This is a genomic window from Pukyongiella litopenaei (assembly GCF_003008555.2).
Classification (GTDB): Bacteria; Pseudomonadota; Alphaproteobacteria; order Rhodobacterales; family Rhodobacteraceae; genus Pukyongiella; species Pukyongiella litopenaei.
Genome location: NZ_CP043620.1, coordinates 46,364 through 62,108 on the forward strand (window position 1 = coordinate 46,364; position 15,745 = coordinate 62,108).

21 protein-coding genes are annotated in these 15,745 nt (G+C 60.4%); 3 read left to right on the forward strand and 18 right to left on the reverse strand.

What is annotated here, in order from left to right; all coding sequences use genetic code 11:
* The 11 genes from C6Y53_RS20035 to C6Y53_RS20085 are packed head-to-tail and all read right to left on the reverse strand — an operon-like array spanning position 1 to position 8,811.
* Entirely contained in the window at positions 1–1,326 is a 1,326-nt protein-coding gene (locus C6Y53_RS20035; RefSeq protein ID WP_149615722.1) for a TraB/TrbI/VirB10 family type IV secretion system protein, read from the reverse strand.
* Positions 1,323–2,024 carry a TrbG/VirB9 family P-type conjugative transfer protein gene (locus C6Y53_RS20040; protein ID WP_149615723.1) on the reverse strand — a complete coding sequence of 234 codons (702 nt, stop codon included), beginning with the start codon at positions 2,022–2,024 and terminating at the stop codon, positions 1,323–1,325. The genes C6Y53_RS20035 and C6Y53_RS20040 overlap by 4 nt, the downstream gene beginning before the upstream one ends.
* Positions 2,021–2,668 carry a VirB8 family type IV secretion system protein gene (locus tag C6Y53_RS20045; RefSeq protein ID WP_149615724.1) on the reverse strand — a complete coding sequence of 216 codons (648 nt, stop codon included), beginning with the start codon at positions 2,666–2,668 and terminating at the stop codon, positions 2,021–2,023. The genes C6Y53_RS20040 and C6Y53_RS20045 overlap by 4 nt, the downstream gene beginning before the upstream one ends.
* Before the next feature lie 14 nt (positions 2,669–2,682).
* Positions 2,683–3,480 (reverse strand): type IV secretion system protein, encoded by a 798-nt coding sequence (locus tag C6Y53_RS20050; RefSeq protein WP_028095516.1) that lies wholly within the window; start codon positions 3,478–3,480, stop codon positions 2,683–2,685.
* Entirely contained in the window at positions 3,477–4,643 is a 1,167-nt protein-coding gene (locus tag C6Y53_RS20055; protein WP_149615725.1) for a lytic transglycosylase domain-containing protein, read from the reverse strand. The genes C6Y53_RS20050 and C6Y53_RS20055 overlap by 4 nt, the downstream gene beginning before the upstream one ends.
* 4 nt (positions 4,644–4,647) lie before the next feature.
* On the reverse strand, positions 4,648–4,863 hold the full coding sequence (locus C6Y53_RS20060; RefSeq protein ID WP_028095514.1) for a hypothetical protein: 216 nt from the start codon (positions 4,861–4,863) through the stop codon (positions 4,648–4,650).
* On the reverse strand, positions 4,860–7,244 hold the full coding sequence (locus C6Y53_RS20065) for a VirB4 family type IV secretion/conjugal transfer ATPase (RefSeq protein WP_149615726.1): 2,385 nt from the start codon (positions 7,242–7,244) through the stop codon (positions 4,860–4,862). The genes C6Y53_RS20060 and C6Y53_RS20065 overlap by 4 nt, the downstream gene beginning before the upstream one ends.
* Entirely contained in the window at positions 7,234–7,512 is a 279-nt protein-coding gene (locus C6Y53_RS20070; protein WP_009574151.1) for a VirB3 family type IV secretion system protein, read from the reverse strand. The genes C6Y53_RS20065 and C6Y53_RS20070 overlap by 11 nt, the downstream gene beginning before the upstream one ends.
* A 21-nt stretch (positions 7,513–7,533) precedes the next feature.
* Entirely contained in the window at positions 7,534–7,788 is a 255-nt protein-coding gene (locus C6Y53_RS20075) for a TrbC/VirB2 family protein (RefSeq protein WP_036745219.1), read from the reverse strand.
* Between the two features lie 56 nt (positions 7,789–7,844).
* Positions 7,845–8,528, reverse strand: a complete 684-nt coding sequence (locus tag C6Y53_RS20080; protein WP_149615731.1) for a lytic transglycosylase domain-containing protein — start codon at positions 8,526–8,528, stop codon at positions 7,845–7,847.
* Positions 8,485–8,811: a hypothetical protein gene (locus C6Y53_RS20085; RefSeq protein WP_127109604.1), complete on the reverse strand. Its 327-nt coding sequence runs from the start codon at positions 8,809–8,811 to the stop codon at positions 8,485–8,487. The genes C6Y53_RS20080 and C6Y53_RS20085 overlap by 44 nt, the downstream gene beginning before the upstream one ends.
* Before the next feature lie 245 nt (positions 8,812–9,056).
* Here C6Y53_RS20085 and C6Y53_RS20090 point away from each other — a divergent pair, with 245 nt between their 5' ends.
* A complete protein-coding gene (locus C6Y53_RS20090) occupies positions 9,057–9,284 on the forward strand; it encodes a hypothetical protein (RefSeq protein WP_149615732.1) in 228 nt (75 codons plus the stop codon).
* Between the two features lie 14 nt (positions 9,285–9,298).
* On the opposite strand, the gene C6Y53_RS20095 is transcribed toward C6Y53_RS20090, so the two are convergent.
* Positions 9,299–9,619: a type II toxin-antitoxin system RelE/ParE family toxin gene (locus tag C6Y53_RS20095; RefSeq protein ID WP_149615727.1), complete on the reverse strand. Its 321-nt coding sequence runs from the start codon at positions 9,617–9,619 to the stop codon at positions 9,299–9,301.
* A 5-nt stretch (positions 9,620–9,624) separates the two neighbouring features.
* Positions 9,625–9,867, reverse strand: a complete 243-nt coding sequence (locus C6Y53_RS20100) for a type II toxin-antitoxin system ParD family antitoxin (RefSeq protein ID WP_009573607.1) — start codon at positions 9,865–9,867, stop codon at positions 9,625–9,627.
* Between the two features lie 531 nt (positions 9,868–10,398).
* Between C6Y53_RS20100 and C6Y53_RS20105 the strand changes: the two genes are divergently transcribed.
* Positions 10,399–10,995 carry a hypothetical protein gene (locus C6Y53_RS20105; RefSeq protein ID WP_425300369.1) on the forward strand — a complete coding sequence of 199 codons (597 nt, stop codon included), beginning with the start codon at positions 10,399–10,401 and terminating at the stop codon, positions 10,993–10,995.
* A 236-nt stretch (positions 10,996–11,231) separates the two neighbouring features.
* Entirely contained in the window at positions 11,232–12,074 is an 843-nt protein-coding gene (locus tag C6Y53_RS20110; RefSeq protein ID WP_149615728.1) for a hypothetical protein, read from the forward strand.
* A gap of 266 nt (positions 12,075–12,340) precedes the next feature.
* Here the strand turns inward: C6Y53_RS20110 and C6Y53_RS20115 are convergent, their stop codons facing one another.
* From C6Y53_RS20115 to C6Y53_RS20135, 5 genes are all read right to left on the reverse strand, one after another.
* On the reverse strand, positions 12,341–12,619 hold the full coding sequence (locus tag C6Y53_RS20115) for a SpoIIAA family protein (RefSeq protein ID WP_234988885.1): 279 nt from the start codon (positions 12,617–12,619) through the stop codon (positions 12,341–12,343).
* A 55-nt stretch (positions 12,620–12,674) separates the two neighbouring features.
* Complete coding sequence (locus C6Y53_RS20120) at positions 12,675–13,640, reverse strand: cation diffusion facilitator family transporter (RefSeq protein ID WP_010138164.1); 966 nt, start codon at positions 13,638–13,640, stop codon at positions 12,675–12,677.
* Positions 13,630–14,385, reverse strand: coding sequence for a transglutaminase-like domain-containing protein (locus C6Y53_RS20125; RefSeq protein ID WP_026155634.1), 756 nt, complete (start codon positions 14,383–14,385; stop codon positions 13,630–13,632). Before C6Y53_RS20125 ends, C6Y53_RS20120 begins: the two co-directional genes overlap by 11 nt.
* 95 nt (positions 14,386–14,480) lie before the next feature.
* Positions 14,481–15,059: a cation efflux transmembrane domain-containing protein gene (locus tag C6Y53_RS20130; protein WP_009573601.1), complete on the reverse strand. Its 579-nt coding sequence runs from the start codon at positions 15,057–15,059 to the stop codon at positions 14,481–14,483.
* Positions 15,060–15,162: 103 nt separating this feature from the next.
* Entirely contained in the window at positions 15,163–15,591 is a 429-nt protein-coding gene (locus C6Y53_RS20135; RefSeq protein WP_013959865.1) for a MerR family transcriptional regulator, read from the reverse strand.
* Positions 15,592–15,745: the final 154 nt, after the last annotated feature.

The following is a 15,745-nucleotide window of genomic DNA, read 5'->3' on the forward strand; positions in this document are numbered from 1 at the left end:
TCAGAAAATCTCGAGGTCACGATCAACCATGACCGTGATCCGTGTACCCTGATCGACATGTATCACTGGCCGGATCGCCAGATAGTCCTGCATCACGCTTTGCGTGCTATCGCGCAGGTCGGTGCCGACATCGCTTGCAACATCGGCCGCCGCCTCGCTGTCGATTTGACCCGCTGCAGCCGCAGGCAAGGCGCCGATCAAGGAGATCAGCGCGGCGGAGCCGAAGCGTTGCGCGAAACGGGTGTCGACAAACCCGGTGGTGCCAGTACGGCCGAGTTCGTCTCCACCGAAGGCGCTGATCTGCACGGTCTGATTATCGGGCAAGATGATCCGGTCCCAGGCCACCATGACGCGCGATTGGGCGAGTGCGACATCGGAGCGGTAGCGCCCGATCAGCCGCGCGCCGCGCGGGATCAGGATACGCGTTCCATCGAAAGAATGGACGTCTTCCGAGACGATGGCGCGGATCGCGCCGGGCAGTGTGCTGTCGAGGGCCGTCTCTGTCACAGCCTGAATCATGGTGCCCTGAACAACCGTGTTCGATGGGTTCGCGATCACTTCGGCACGTGTCACCTGTGCTGGTTGCGCGCCCGAACGAACAAAGGCTTCATCTGCATTCAGACGCGCGGCTTCCAGCGTATTCTCCCTATCCGCACCCGCGCCCATCCCGGAGAACGCGATCATAGGAGACGCGATGCGCTCTGCGCGGGCCTCAGCTTCGGCTGCGCGCCGCCTTTCGAGTTCGGCCAGCCGCAATTCTTCTTCACTTGGCCCCAATGAGGTCGGCTCTGGTGGTACAAGCCGTGCAAGCTCCAAGTCCATGCGGAGCTGATCCAATTCGCGATCCCGCTCGGTCAGCTGCCGCTCGAGGGCACGCTGCGCCTCGGCGGATGCTTCCTGTAAGGTGGCAATTTGCGCCGTCAGGTCCGCAATAGCCTGCTCCGCCCCGCTGTCCGCGGCCTCGGCCGGTCTTGCGCGCAGTTCCTCGAGTTCCGCTCTCAATGTCGCAAGACTTTCCATCAGCGCGAGTTCCGACTCGCTCGGACCTGTGTCCGCAGGCGGGGCTTGGCTGGGCTCCGGGGCAGAAATCGGCGCCAGATCTCCGAATCCGGGGCCGCTGCTCTGGAACTCTTCCGGCGCGGCTGTCGCCATTGGTGCTTCTGCCGACGGCTGTAGGGCAGCCCACGCCAGACCACCTGCGGCCGCGATGCCGACGGCTCCAAGGATCGCGGCAAGCGGTGCAGGCCGCTTGTTTGCCTTCTCTTTGCCTGTCGAACCTTCGAGAGCCGCGAGGCGCGCGGCGAGGTCTTCCGTACCTTCGGTCATGATGCGGCTTGCCCTGCGTCCTGGACGCAAACCACATCTTCGCCAAGTCGAAGGACCCATTGTCGGTTGACGCCAGACACGCGGATGACGCCGTCACTAGAGGTGTGGCTGTTCACCGCGCGTTCCCTTCCGTTCGAATATCGGAAGATGGCGGGCACCGGCGCGTTCCGTGCAAACCGGAAATACGTGAAGGTACCATCATCCCAGATGGCCGTCGGCGTGAACTCTTCTCGGGCGCTGACCGCATAGTTCGCGTTCGGCGCATCGGCCGCAACCGCCCTGGTGGGTTGCACGTGGTTTTCAGGGTAGCGGAACTGCACGACATAGTGCGGCGTCTGCCGGGCTTCGACGACATGGAAGTAGTAGGAGCGGCGGTTGGTGTAGACGGTGATGTTGGTGGCGACGCCAGATGCTGTCGGCTTGATGGCGAAGGCACGGCCACCCGGGACACCGTCGAATTGAAACCCGACCGTATCGCCGGCGATGATCGAGCGGATGGTTTCACCCTCACCGAATTCGACTGTGGTGACGCGGGTCAGAGTCGTGACGACACGGTAAACCTGGCCCTCAGTCCAGGTCGCTACGCGCACGCGGTTGTCATGAGAACCTGGGCGGGGCGTAGTTTCGGCCAAAGCAGTCGTTCCCGCGAACGCGAGAATACTGGCGGCCAGCAGCGCAGAGATTGGAGTGCGAGTCATTCGGAACGGTCCGATCGGATGGCATATTGGGTAACGGTGAAACCGAAAGGGTTTTGCCAGACATCGTCGATCGCGCGGGTCCGCTCGGGCCGGAATTCGAACATCAACGTGGCAGTGAACGATCCATCCTGTACCCCCTGCGGGCTTGTCAGGCGCTTTCTGAACCGCACCTGGGCGCGGTTCTCGCCAATAAGGGTGATCGATGCGATCTCAACGGCCATCTCGGCCGCAGCCCCGTAACGCGTCGGCGGATAGCTCTCCTGACCCGATGTCCACATCGCGCGCATGCTGGCTTCGGCCGACCCGGAAGACTGTGCGAGGACACGGCGGACACGAAGATCGTTGTCGAGCTGGTTGTAGGTTTCGCGGTCGAGAATGTAGCGGTAGATTTGCGCTTCTATCACGGCAGGGCGTTCGGCGAGCGACACGGTTTCAACCGTGGCATTGGGGAGCGCCATCCCGGTCGCGGGATCGTAGGGGACAACCACGGGAGGCGGCGTCTCGACCATCAGCGCGACAGCCGCAGCTGTCAAACAGCCGAATACACCAAAGCCTGCTCCAGAAAGGCCGATCATCCGCCAAAGCTGTTCCCGGCGCAGGGCACCGTAGACAAGTTCCTCTTCCACGAGCTCGCGCGCAGTCATCACCCCTACCCCACTCACGGCTCAAGATCCGGCAAGGTGAAGTCCATGTAGCGGCGTTCTTCGGCAACGGTGGCGGCGTCAACCACGCCTGCATTGCCTGCGCCTAGGGTTTGAATCGCTTCCAGCTCCCACATCCGGGTCATAGCGATGGCGAGTTCCGCCGTGACGCGGGTGTTATGATCCATCGAGGCTTTGAGATCCTCCATGTCCGGGATCATCTCGACCAGACGTTCCACCCGTTCGAGAGACTGTTCCGCCTCTGCGTGGCTGTTCTGCGCCGCCGCCGACATCACAGCACCTGTGGTTGCCCGCGTGGCCACGCCTTCGGCGCCCGGATTGCCGCTGGTGGCGATCTCGCGGAGTGAATCCTCGTCGAACCCGGCGCTTGCCAGCGCCTGTTCCATCTGCGTGCGCATGGGCCCGGCATTGGGCCCGATGAGCGCACTCCAATCGCCCGCCTGGATGCCTCGGATCAGGCCGGGGATGTCTTCGAAGTTGGCCTCAAGCAAGGTGTCGAGGTCCCCGCCCATGGCAAGCCCGAGGATGCTGCGCGGCCCAGTGAGCGAGGCATACATCTCGTTCAGCTGATCGAGCTGGCTTTGCAGCATGTCCAGTTGCTCCAACGCATTGTCCAGAAGATCGGTCTGGATCCCGAAATCCTGCAGCATCTGTTGAAGCTGGCGGATTTCCTGGGCAATGTTCTGAGTGTCCACCGTGGGCACGCCCTGTGCCGCGACAGGTCCGGTGACATTGAGGGCGAGCGCGAGAGCGATGCTACCGGCGAAAAGGGAACGGGGCAGGCGCAGGTTCAACGCAAATCCTCCTGACTAAAATCCATGTATTGCCGCTCGGCAGCTTGCGCTGCCGCCAAGGCGATCTGCTCGGCGCTGAGTGGCTCGGTTCGGGCGGCCTTGATCCGGGTCCGGATTGCGACCAGCCGGGCCAGTTCGGCCCGGGCATAGGTATTGAGCGCGATGGCCTCGTGGAGATCCTCGGTCTCACCAATGCGGGTAATGATGTCCTGAACCCGCAGGGCGGCGGCACGGACCGAGACCAGCGAATAGTCGCCATAGACCCCTGCGCCGTGGGCCGAGAGGCTGAAACTCGCGTTGGCGAGGAGCACAGGGTCGATGGTGCCGAGCGCATCGATGCCGCCTACGGCCGCGAGGTAGCTGTTGTACTGCTGCGGGATCACCACGACATAATGCTGGGTTTCCGTGAAGGGTGGCACACCGCCATAATCCTGCACATTGCCCGGCCCGGCGTTATAGGCGGCGAGCGCATGGATAATGTTGCCATCGAACATGTTCAGCATTTGTGCGAGGTATCGCGCACCGCCGGTGACCTGCAGATAGGGATCGTCGTAATAGGCCGGGTAGATCCCGAGATCGCCCGCGGTACCGGGCATGATCTGGGTAAGTCCGAAGGCCCCCACGGGTGAGCGTGCCCCGATCTGGAAACGGCTTTCCTGCCAGATCAGCGCTTGCAGGAGGCAGCGCCACTGCACGAGCGAAAGACCCGCGCGACCGACACCCGGCAGGCCGTGGGTGTCGCGCGCCGCTCGGATGATCAGCTCTTCGATGCCTTCCCGGGCATCGCCGAACATCCGCGCTGCCGCTGGATTGGTGTCCTCGGGCGCATAAAGACTGGCGGCCGCGCTTTCGACGTCGTCTACCGCCCCCTGCCCCGCCTCGAGCCCCGCCACGGTTCCGGCCACGTCTCCAGCGCCAAGCGACATGGCATCCATCAGGGACTCAAAGGAGGCGAGTTGCTGGCGCCCGATTTCGGCCAGTTCCTCCTCGCGGCTTAGCCGGACCTGCTGCAGTGCCAGGTCCCGATCGGTCTGCTCAAGGATGGCCTGCCGCTCTGCGAAGAGGCGCAGATCGAAGGTCGGCACGCCTTGGGCGGCCGCTGGCCCTGCCGTGGGACCTGCCAGTGCAAAGCCGATCATCGAGAGAGGAAGCCAGGTCCGCATTGGCTCAGCCGCCCGCCCCCAAGAGGACGAAATCGCAGGCCGTGTCGCGGCGCGTGACCTCCGCCCCCATGGTCGAGATCGTGGCGGTGGCGGTTCCTGCCTGCGCAGGAGCCTCGCGAAAATTGAAGCAGTTGGCTTGCGGGGGGTTATGCTGCGCGCAGGCTGTCAGGGTCAGCCCGAGCCCGAGCAGCACGACGCTGCGGATGATGGTACGGGTCATGTCACTCTCCAGAAATCAGGACGTTCGCGATAATCGGCACCGACAAGCGCTTCGCCCTTCTCCATTCCGCCAAGGATGGTCACGAGCGGGCCGAGCGCGCTGAGATCGGCATCGATCACGACGGAACCACGGTCGTCGCGTACAAGCGCGAGCCGCGAGGCCGAGCCGACGCCCAGAAGCACGTCGAGCTCTTTCTCGGTCAGGCCGAGCATCGCGTAGTCAGCGGCGGAAGCACGAATGTTGGGCAAGAGCACCTGCGTCGGCACCGCTTCCACGATGGTCTTACCGGTGCGCGTGCGCTCGAGCTGGCTGGCATATTGTGTCATCATCACGACGACGGCGTTCTGCTTGCGGGCGGTCACCAGCCAGTTGCTGAGTCGCTCCGCAAAGTAGGCGTTGTCGAGGGCTTTCCATGCCTCGTCGATGACGATGATGGTGGGCTTGCGGTCCTCGATCACCCGCTCGACCCGGCGGAAGAGGTAGGACAGGACCGCCATGCGTTCCCGCTCGCTCTCGGAATCGAGGATGTCGGTGAGGTCAAAGCCCGCGACGTCTCCATCGATGCTGAAACTGTCCTCGGCATTGGCCCCGAAGATCCAGCCGTAGCGACCCTCGGCCGTCCATTCCTGCATACGCTCGAAGAGATCGCCCTCGTCATCGGTCGAGACCAGCAGCGAGGCGAAATCCGACCAGTTCCGTAGACCCGCATGTCCTGCGCTGGCGTTCTGGCGCACGACTTCCTGCAGTCGGTTGGTCTGAACCGGGGTCAGCGGTCGATCGCGCCGCTCCAAGAGGCTCGCGAGCCAATCAGCAAGCCATGCCTGTCCCCGCACGTCGATCTCGGTCTGGAGCGGATTGAGGCCCGTGGGGCGCCCCGCCCGCACGGTCGAATAGCTGCCGCCGAGCGCGCGGACGGCCATCTCCATCCCCGCGCGATAGTCGAATACGAAGACCCGCGCACCTGCCCGCCGTGCCATGGTCATCAGGAAAGCCGCCAGGACGGATTTGCCGGAGCCGGGACGGCCGAGGATCAGCGTGTGCCCACCTGTGGGCTCGCGATCTGGCGCGCCCTGTTCGTGGAAGTTGAAGCGAAAACCGCTGCGCTCTGGCGTCGGGAAGAGTGTGATCGGCACGCCCCAGGGGACTTCCCGCCCTGTCTTTCCGAGCGGGGTGCGGTGGAAGGTAGCGAGATCGGCGAAGTTGTGGTTCGTGATTGCGGCCTTGCGGCTGCGCGCCCCTGTGTTCCCGGGATGCTGCGCCATGAAATGTGCCCGCGCCCCGAATGCTTCCGAGATCAGGTTGATCCCGGAAGTGGCAGAGATGTTGCGGATTTCGGCCGCGATATCGTCAAGCGCCGACTGTGTGCGGGCATAGACGGCCACGGTCATGTGGTGCTCGCCGAAGATCAGGCGTTTGGATTCCAGATCGTCCTGCGCGAGTTCCAGTTCCTGGGCGAGACTGACGGCGCCGTCATTGGCGGCCTGCATTAGCCGCAGCTGCCGCTTGATCCGGCCCGCCATGATGTTGGCGTTGATCGGCACAAAAGAGTGCGTGACCACCATGTCGACGGGCAGATTCAACTCGTCGAGCATCAGGCTATCGGTCTTGGCGGGGTAGTTCTTCACCGCAAAGATCGCCCCGAGCTTGTCGCCGACGGCACCGTCCGAGAGTGCGATGGTCGTGCCGCGGAAGGTGACGCGGGTATTGGCTACGTCCTCGGCGATCACACCGAGGCGCGACCGGGGGAAGAGCGGGTGCTCCTCGCCCGTGTTGAGTGAACCGAGGAAGCCCAGAAGCTCGCCGGTGCTTGCGGCCAGCAGGCGGGGCTTCAGCTCATCGAAGGAGGACAGCAGAAACCCCACAACCTCGTCGAGCTTGCGCAAGCGGCGGGTGGTGTCGGCCGCATGTCGCGAGCGAGACGCCCCAAGTCCGAATGGCAAGCGGCTGCCGGTCTCAGGTCGCTTCAGCACCGTCAGGGTCAGCGTCTTGTCGCGCAAACCCGCGCGGCCGAGATGCTCGTGCCATCGTTTGTCGACGGCGGCCGCAAACCCTTCGCCCGGAACGGGCGGCAGGGTCACGTCGACCGCTTTCGAGACCTTGTGCAAGTAGAATGAGAACTCGGTCCCGACCTGCGCGACGATGCCAGCCAGCAACCCTCCGATCCGGTCGAGATGCCCGTCCTCGCTCGTGGTGCTGTTCACCCCCTCGAGCCGGATGCATTGCATCAGCTCGTTGCCGCGTGTCCGGATCGTTCGGTCGTTCACGAGGCTCACATAAGGCAGCATCATTGAGAGCCGCTTCTCGCCCTTGACCCATGAGGGTAGCGCAGTCAGCGGATCGAGCGCCTCCGCTACTTCATTGGCAAGTCCATCACGGGGCATAGCTGTCGCCTCCGTGCAGCTTGCGGTTCGTGGTCGGCGGGGTTTCCTGCAGGGTGATCACCAGGACATCGAGGAAGTTCGGATCCCAGTCTGCGGCTTTCCAAAGCGCCGGCCAGGCCAGCCCCGCGAACACAGCCACCACCCAGCTCTGCACCCAGAGGAACAGAAGCGTCGAGCCGAAGAGCCAGACCATGGCGTACATGATCGGCAAGCCCATCAGCTTGGGTGGCCTGAGAAGGCCGATGAACACGCGGGACTGGTCAGCCATGGCCAAGAACTCCGGGATTGCTCAGGTGGTCCAGATGGCGGCGACGATGGTGGGTGCTGCGGCGATGCCCGCGATTGCAACCACGACCCAAAGCGCCTGACGAAAGTCGAGGATGCCAAAGAGCCAGGAAAGAAACACACCGATCAGTGCGAGCGTGCCAATCACGATGCCCAAGGGACCGGTGATCGCATCGACAATGCCTTGAAGCAGGGTCTGTACCGGCGAGAGGTCGATGCTTTGCGCAAGCGCTGGACCCGCCAGCACGATAAGGGCCATCGCGCCGAACGCGGTGATCGCCCGCGTGCGGAGCACGCTTTGACGTTTTCTCGATGTCATGAAAGATCTCCTCTGAGCCGTTCAAACACGGCGGTCACACGGGCCACATGCCCTTGGGTTTCGCGAAAAGGGGGGATGCCGCCGTGGCGTGCGACCGCCTCAGGGCCAGCGTTGTACGCCGCAAGGGCCAGAGAGCCCTCGCCGAACTGGTCGAGCATCATCAGCAGGTAGCGGGCTGATCCGTCGAGGTTCTGCGCAATGTCATGTGGATCCACGCCGAGGTCGCGGGCAGTATCCGGCATAAGCTGGCCAAGGCCTATGGCACCGACAGGGCTACGTGCAGCCGGATTGTACGCGCTCTCGACTTCGATATTGGCCCGGTAAAGGAGCGCCCAATCAGTGACTGAAAGCCCTGCGCGACGCAGCGCACCATGCCCGGCATACCGCAGAGCCGTGGTCTCGATCGCATGGAGGATTTCTGGGGTGGCGCGGGCGGCGGATCGAGCCTGGATCGCAGTCTCGCTCGTTGCGTCAGGAACGCGAGGTTCTGCGAAGAGAAAAAGGCGCCCGTTTGCCTCTTGAGAAGAGGAAATCAATTGGCCGTCTGGGCCAACCGAAAAGATGAAACCGTCGGCCAGGGCCGGGGGCGCGGAACAAACGCCTGTACCCAAAGCAACGACGAGCGCAGTCGCGCGGTCAGCTGCCTTTGACCGGAGGCGCGGCGTGGCGCTCGCGGCCACCTTCTTCAAGTGGGATGCTAGCGGTCGTACAGCCCATGTCGGCCAGGAAACTGACAAGGCCAACGATGGTTTTGAAGTCGCGGAGCTTGAGGACGCTTCGGCTGGTGACGAGCATCTTATCGTCACGCCCATCAGCGGCGACGGCGCGGATGACCCACGAGCCGTACCAGCTGTTATGGCGCTTCTCTGCTCTCTCCTTGCAGACCACCTCAATGAGGTAGCCCTCGGCGAGCAAGCCGCGCAGTCCGTCTTCTGTAACCACATTCGGGGCTTCTTCTATCATGGCCTTCCCTTGGGTCCTTGTTCTGCCTGGGTGCAGTATCAGGCCCACGGGGTCGCAACACCGTGAGCGATACAAAACAACATTAATGATAGCAAGACAATAATAACGTGTTGACGAAGATCGCCTTGCTCCGATAACGGTGATATCTGACTAAATCGTGATCTTAAAGGCGGCAAAGGAGTTTTGCCCTGCGCTTGTTTATTGCGCGCAACGCACCGTTGCTGCTCGCGCTCCTGCTTGGAAGCATGTCGGTAGCCGCGGCTGCGGATTGCGCACCTCCCGAACGACCGTTCCTGCCTCAGTCTCGGGAAGACATTCGAGAATATGCCGATCTGCTGCGTTCCGATTTCGAGGGCTACATCGCCGACATCCAGGAATACTTCCGTTGCCTTGATGCCGAGCGTCAACGCGCGTTTCAGGAGGCACGCGAGGTCAGTGAAGACTATGGGAAACTGGTCGAGCTATTGGAATGAGGAAACGCAAGGGCTTAACCGCCGTCGAGATCCTCGTAGTAGACGAGCGCGGGCATGTTGCGGCGCTGGTGCACGATGCGCAGGATGACTGCCGCCCCGTCCGCCGCATCTAGCCGCTTGTAGAAGATCACGTGACGTTGGCAGTTGACGGACCGCATCCCCGGAACGAAGAGACTCCTGTCCCGACCCCGGTCGGGATCCCCGGTGATCTGCTCGAAGGCGTTGACCAACTGGCGGTAATAGACGAGCCATTGGTCCCTACCCCAAGTTTCGACGGTGTAGGCACGGATCTCTTCAAGGTCGGCCCTGGCCCGACCGGAAAGCCGAATAGTCATGTGGGTCAGCGATCAAACGCATCCGGTTCGAAGGCATGAGCATCGAACTCGGCGAAATCCCCATTTTCGGCCAGGGAGGCTGCTTCCTCTAGGTCGGCCTTGAGGGCGTAGAACTGCCGGGCGCCATCCTTCTCCATCAGCATCCTTACGCCGGCGCGCACGACTTCGCTCAAATTGGCGTAGGCGCCGGACTCGATCTGCGCCTGCACATATTTCTGCATCGGTTCGGTCAGGTGGACGTTTGGCATCAGACTCTCCTATCCATGCTCAATCGTATCAGATACTGACATAAATCTTCAAGCTCATGTTCGATCCCAACATAGGCACCAACACAAGTTCGTTGCCCCACCCCGTCCTTCTGTTCCTGGATTCCAGCCGGGGAACCAGGCACGACAGTTTCCCGATACTGCCCCTCCCGAGACCATGAGCGCTACGACACGCCGTTTGACGGACTCATGCGGTCCAGTCTTCCGTGACCGCTTTCGTGGCCGCATTGGAACGCCATATTTGTATTTGGTTACAGATGTTTGTTTGGTAGCCAACGTGAAACAGGGCCGCAATTTTGGCCGCTTTTACTACGCCACAAAAGCCCACACCGGCGTCAGAACTCGGAAGCCGTCAAGCGACACAAGCTGACAGTTGCACGCCACTATCAATCAAATCTCCTTGCTATCATTAATGTTGTTTCGTATCGCTGCACCATTGTAGATGGAGTCGGCATCATGAAGCACGTGATCCACGGCGTGGCAACAGCCACGGCAATAAGCATATCCGGACTAATGGCCTCGTCAGCACCGGCTCAGGCCTATCAGGTCGACTGTGCGATCCTCCTTTGCCTTGCGGGCGGGTGGCCTGCCTCCGCGCCCTGCGCCCATGCCAGAGCGGTCTTCATTCGGCGGATCACGCCATGGCCGATCGAGCCGCCCTTACAAATCTGGCGGTGTCCGATGGGTGTGTCGTTCAAAGACCCCAGTCCAATGTCGCCTATGGAACGCCTTTATGACATCACGTTCCGCGATCCGCCCGAACCGCAGGAATCGACTCCGATACCCCTTGTCCGCGTCAAAGCGGATGAACAAGCCGACATCGACATCTCGGGCGACGCCTTTGATTTCGTGCGCAGCATACGGGTCTATCACATCCAGTATCGCCAGCACGAAAACCGAGATGGCGACTGCAATCGCAGCGACTCGACGCGATTGGGGTCCTACGGCGTGCAGGGCGACTACCGATGGACAAGATCCACCGTGGGCCAAGTGCCGGCCGCATCCGGCCTGAGCATCCCGAATGGATGTGGCAGCTACTTTTACCGTTCCGTCTTCGTCGACTGGCGTGATCACGCCGGGAACTATGGTTCTGAAGAAGTTCGCTACTGACAAAATCTGCGCGCGGTTTTGCCGCGCGCGTCATCTCAACCCCGCACGGGAGGCTGTGCAAAACCCCTGAAAAGGAGACGACGCCAGACCGTGAAGCCTGACGCCGTGCTAGAAAACTCCGTGAACAAGAGTTTCCTAGCGCACCGCCAAAACACCTGCAACCAGCAAAGTTGTTTTGCTGGCAAGAATGTTGTTGTCTCACGACATGGCGTCGGATCTCCAAGGAGACCTCGACCATGGAACCTACGACCGGCCTGATCCTGCGACGGATCACGCAGACAAATCTCTCTGTTGCTGCGCACAAGCTTGCTACCCTCATCCTCGATGCCATCGCCTGGAAGGATGGCTACAACGGTTTGTCGCGCGGAACGGCAGCCTTCACCCTCTCTGCCCTAGCGGAGAAGATGGGTGTCTCACGACAATATCTTTCGGTTCTTTTGAGCGAACTTGAGACGTCGGAGTTGCAGCTCGAGCGGGCGAAGCCGAATGGCAAGTTCGCGCCCTGGATCTTTCGGTTTTCCGCCTTCGACGAGGAGAGTGAAACCCATGATCTCGTGTCAGGTGAAGGCGACACATCACTATCTAGAGATAATAATAACAAAACTATCTTCTCAGGGCTGATCGAAATCACCGCGAGTTCGAACGTTTTCCAGACCAGTTGGGCGGAGCTCATCAAAGCAGCGAAGGCCACGTTGCCCTGCTGGAACATCGACACCCAGGTCATCTGGGATCGCTTCCTCGCCTTCAACCGGTCCCGAGGCAACGGAAAGGTGCCGGCCGGCTTCCTGCTTGGCTTCATGCGCCGATGGCGAAATTCGTGGGGAACTCCAACTCGTCCCGCGGTCAAGCCGCCCGCGAGACCAATAACGGATCCCAAAGAGCGCGAATTGCTGAGACAGATGCAAGCCGCACCAACTGCGAACCGCCAGTTCCACGCGTCCGACTTGTGTCGCTTGATCGGACACGCTGCCTACGAAGCGCGAGTACTGGAAGTAATCCGCAAGTTTGGGTGTCAGAGGTTCTCAGCAACCTTGGCGGTGCACGGACGAGCGGTGTTAGCAGGGGAAATTTCCAGGTAGGTTCGCTTGCTCGGACTTGGAGTCCATGAAAGCCCCGCTACAGATGTCAAGTTCCGATAGTGAAGTTTATGTTAAATTTCGAAGAATTCAGCGCGTAGGGACTTATTATGCAGCCTAAAGTCGACATCAAACTGCATCGGATTGTTTCATCCGAGCAGACAAATGTTGCTGACTACATTTAGATCGTTCCGTTCCTCCATTAATCGTGAAGCATCTGATGTGATGTCAATTTCCAGGCCAGAGTCCTTTTCTTGCAGAATCGCTGGCTACCCGTCACGCGCCCACGCAATTGCGGACTCGGTATCGCTGGATTCGAACCACTGCATCTCGGAGCCCGTCAATAGGTTGACCACCCGTGCGCCCCATTCCATCCATCTGCGTTCTCCGACAACCGCTATGCGACCGAAATCGTTCGCGTGGGCGGTGTCGACCTTCAGATCTTCTAGCATCGCCGAAGGCTCTTCGTAGCCCTCGAAACTTGTAAGGTCGAGAACCAGACCCGGATTATCGGTTGTTCCAAGACGCTCATGAAGCAGCGCGTGCATTTACTTGAATTCTGTCTCCGTCAACTTGCCTTCGCAGACGAGCCCGATGACATCATCACGCTCGGTCAGCGTTTCCTTGAACATTGGTCTTCTCCTTTTCACTTGCGTTGCCGTGACCGTAGAGATCGGCGTTCTGATGAGCGCGATCCTCGTGCTCGAATTCGAGGCTGGAATGGCTGATGCCGAATTCTTCCTTCAGCCGCTCCTTGATCGCGCTCTTGATCTCTTCGATCTTCGACCATCCCTCGGCTGCCACGACGACATGACAGTCGAGCGCAGCCTCGTGCTCTTGCATTTGCCAGAGATGGACGTGGTGGACGTCGGCGACGCCTTCGACTTTCCGCATCGCTTCGACGACGGCCTCGTTGTCGATGTCCGGCGGGCTCCCGAGCATCAGGGTTCGGATTGGGCCGCCTATTTCAGTGAAAGACAGATACAGGATGTAGGTCGCGATGCCGATGGTGATGGCAGGATCGACCCAACGCATGTCGTAAAGGATGATCAGCGACCCAGCGACGATAACCGCGACCGAAGCAAGCGCATCCGAAAGGTTGTGGAGAAAAAGCGCACGGATGTTCACGCTCCCCTTCTGCATCGAATAGGTCAGCATTGCGGTCAGCGTGTCGACCACAAGCGCGATTCCACCGAGAATGACGACGGTCCACCCCATGACTTCGGGTGGATCAATCATGCGCATGCCACCTTCGTAGATCAGATAGAAGCCGATCACGATGAGGGTGGTGTAGTTGATCAGGGCCGCGACGATTTCGACCCGGCCATAGCCGAAGGTCATGCGCTCATCGGCCGGGCGGCGCGCGATCTTGCGTGCGGCAAAGGCAATGACAAGCGAGGCCATATCGGAAAAGTTGTGCAGCGCATCGGCGATCAGTGCCAGGCTGCCCGACAATATGCCCCCGACGATTTGCGCAACGGTAAGAAGCCCGTTCGCCCAGATCGCGATGGCAACCCGCCGATCGCCAGAATCCGGATCGATATGCGCGTGCCCGTGGTCATGTGGCATTGGCAGGCTCCTCATGCGCGTGTGTCGCGCGTCGGTCAGTCTTGAGGCGGTCGCTGCGGAAACCACGAACGCGCGCATTCATCCAGTGGCGTATGATATGACGGTAAAGGGCACCACGCAGCCATCCAAAGGATTGCTCATGGGAAAAATAGAAGGCGTCCGGCGTATCAAACACGCCGAAATCCTGCACGATGCCGGTTTTCTGAATGTAGGTATCTTCTCCGTTCCAGGCGACGGGAGGCGCGCCAAGGCAATCCGTGCCCGCGCCATAACCGCAGAGACTTTCTGTGTCCGAGAATGACGTTTGCAGGACATCGAGGAAAGCGTCATCCAGGATGAAGCCTTCAAGGTTGATCCAGGCACCTTGAAATTCGATCTCGACCCATGAGTGGAGAATTTCCTGCGGAGCAAGCGGATACACCAGCTCAGGGACAACACCGCGCTGCAAGCCTTTGTGGATCGTAAACCCATGCAACCGGCAACGAATGCCGACACCACGCAGCAGCGCCATCAAGAGCGTGCTTTTGGTATTGCACTGCCCATAGCCGTCGGAAAGCACTTCGGATGCGGGGATGTCGTCAGCTCGATTGTATCCGAACGCGATTTCATTCCGAACGAAATCATAGGCAGCTCCGATCCGATCGTATTCGGATAAGCCGCGCCAGCTGCGGTTCTCAATTAGACGCGCAAGAGGCGCGGCATCAAAATCCAGTAGTTTGGTGGGTACAAGTAGGGGGTCGATCATCTGCAACGGGTCGCTCCTCGAATCGTCTTGGAACAAGACTAATTGCTATAGTCACTATAGCTTCAATCCTTTCTTTCAGAAAGAATCTCCCGCAACTATTTGTCCGTGTGAACCGCTTTGTGGTGTTCGCCGTGTGCGTCGCGCAGGATGTCGATACCGCCCCAGGCCGCGATCCCGGCGACGATCACACCGACGACAAGGTCCGGCCAGTTGGTTCCTAGCCAAGCGACGAGGCCACCGGCCACGACGATCCCGAGGTTCGCGGCGAAATCGTTGTAACTGAAGGTGTTGGCCGCGCGGATATTGACGTTTGGATTTTTGAGCTTAGCGAGCAGCCAAACGCAGACTGCGTTGATAGCCGCCGCGATCAGGGCCATTGCAATCATGATCGTCCCGAGCGGATCTGACCCACCGATGTAGCGGCGCCACGCATCGTAGAGGATGCCTGCAGCGAACAGGATCAGCAGCCCGCCGGAAACGTTCGCCGCCCCGCGTTTCCATTTGGCGGATCGGGACAAAGCGAAAAGGCTGATCGCGTAGACGAAGCTGTCGGAGAGGTTATCGAGCCCGTTGGCGATCAGGGCACTTGAGTCGCCGAAGGCGCCTGTTGCGAAAAAAGCCACGGCCAAACCGATATTGAGCGCCAGAACGATCCAAAGCGTCCGTCTCTCCATTGAATCTTGTCTAGCGGCCATTTTGTGGTTCCAGCTTGTGTTGTACGACACATTAACTTCTGCGGCAGATCTGCGTTCCAGCCGGAATGTTGGCTGAATTCCTTCAGGCCCCGATTTCCTCGTGTTCGGTCAAGCATTCCGAATGGTCCCGCAACACCTCAAGCACCTTGCAATCTCCCGTCCGCCCGCCGCTGCATTCGTGAACCATGCGTTTCAGTTCCGTGCGCAGCGCCTTCAGGCGGGCCATGCGCTGCTCCACCTGTTTGAGCTGGCGACGCGCGATGGCATCAGCCTCATCACAGGGCCGGTTGGGATGGTCGCTGAGGTCGAGCAGCTCGCGGATCGCATCGAGCGAGAAACCGAGTTGTCGCGAATGGCGGATGAAGGACAGCCGGTCGAGCTGTGCATTGTCGTAGCGCCTCTGCCCGCCTTCGGTCCTGCCAGGTTCGGGCATGAGCCCAATCTGTTCGTAGTACCGGATGGTCTGCACCTTCGTGCCAGTCTTCTTTGACAGAGTACCGATCGTGAGCATTTTCGCCTCCATGAAAAAGATACAGTTTGTGTAGGTTTTGCCGTCGGAATAAACAAGTGTCGGTTTCACAGACGCGTGAGTTCAAGCTATACCATGATTTCGTGCTTGAACCTCTAGCGGCTAGAGGATGTATCCGCACTTGCAATAAGAATCA

Coding starts and splice junctions, on each gene's coding strand:
- C6Y53_RS20045 (WP_149615724.1), bottom strand. CDS start 2,668: ATGACTGCGCGCGAGCTCGTGGAAGAGGAACTTGTCTACGGTGCCCTG.
- C6Y53_RS20040 (WP_149615723.1), bottom strand. CDS start 2,024: ATGACTCGCACTCCAATCTCTGCGCTGCTGGCCGCCAGTATTCTCGCG.
- C6Y53_RS20060 (WP_028095514.1), bottom strand. CDS start 4,863: ATGACCCGTACCATCATCCGCAGCGTCGTGCTGCTCGGGCTCGGGCTG.
- C6Y53_RS20070 (WP_009574151.1), bottom strand. CDS start 7,512: ATGGCTGACCAGTCCCGCGTGTTCATCGGCCTTCTCAGGCCACCCAAG.
- C6Y53_RS20090 (WP_149615732.1), top strand. CDS start 9,057: ATGTCGGTAGCCGCGGCTGCGGATTGCGCACCTCCCGAACGACCGTTC.
- C6Y53_RS20100 (WP_009573607.1), bottom strand. CDS start 9,867: ATGCCAAACGTCCACCTGACCGAACCGATGCAGAAATATGTGCAGGCG.
- C6Y53_RS20065 (WP_149615726.1), bottom strand. CDS start 7,244: ATGCCCCGTGATGGACTTGCCAATGAAGTAGCGGAGGCGCTCGATCCG.
- C6Y53_RS20055 (WP_149615725.1), bottom strand. CDS start 4,643: ATGCGGACCTGGCTTCCTCTCTCGATGATCGGCTTTGCACTGGCAGGT.
- C6Y53_RS20035 (WP_149615722.1), bottom strand. CDS start 1,326: ATGACCGAAGGTACGGAAGACCTCGCCGCGCGCCTCGCGGCTCTCGAA.
- C6Y53_RS20075 (WP_036745219.1), bottom strand. CDS start 7,788: ATGGCCCTTATCGTGCTGGCGGGTCCAGCGCTTGCGCAAAGCATCGAC.
- C6Y53_RS20130 (WP_009573601.1), bottom strand. CDS start 15,059: ATGGAGAGACGGACGCTTTGGATCGTTCTGGCGCTCAATATCGGTTTG.
- C6Y53_RS20120 (WP_010138164.1), bottom strand. CDS start 13,640: ATGCCACATGACCACGGGCACGCGCATATCGATCCGGATTCTGGCGAT.
- C6Y53_RS20115 (WP_234988885.1), bottom strand. CDS start 12,619: ATGCACGCGCTGCTTCATGAGCGTCTTGGAACAACCGATAATCCGGGT.
- C6Y53_RS20105 (WP_425300369.1), top strand. CDS start 10,399: ATGGCCTCGTCAGCACCGGCTCAGGCCTATCAGGTCGACTGTGCGATC.
- C6Y53_RS20110 (WP_149615728.1), top strand. CDS start 11,232: ATGGAACCTACGACCGGCCTGATCCTGCGACGGATCACGCAGACAAAT.
- C6Y53_RS20095 (WP_149615727.1), bottom strand. CDS start 9,619: ATGACTATTCGGCTTTCCGGTCGGGCCAGGGCCGACCTTGAAGAGATC.
- C6Y53_RS20125 (WP_026155634.1), bottom strand. CDS start 14,385: ATGATCGACCCCCTACTTGTACCCACCAAACTACTGGATTTTGATGCC.
- C6Y53_RS20085 (WP_127109604.1), bottom strand. CDS start 8,811: ATGATAGAAGAAGCCCCGAATGTGGTTACAGAAGACGGACTGCGCGGC.
- C6Y53_RS20135 (WP_013959865.1), bottom strand. CDS start 15,591: ATGCTCACGATCGGTACTCTGTCAAAGAAGACTGGCACGAAGGTGCAG.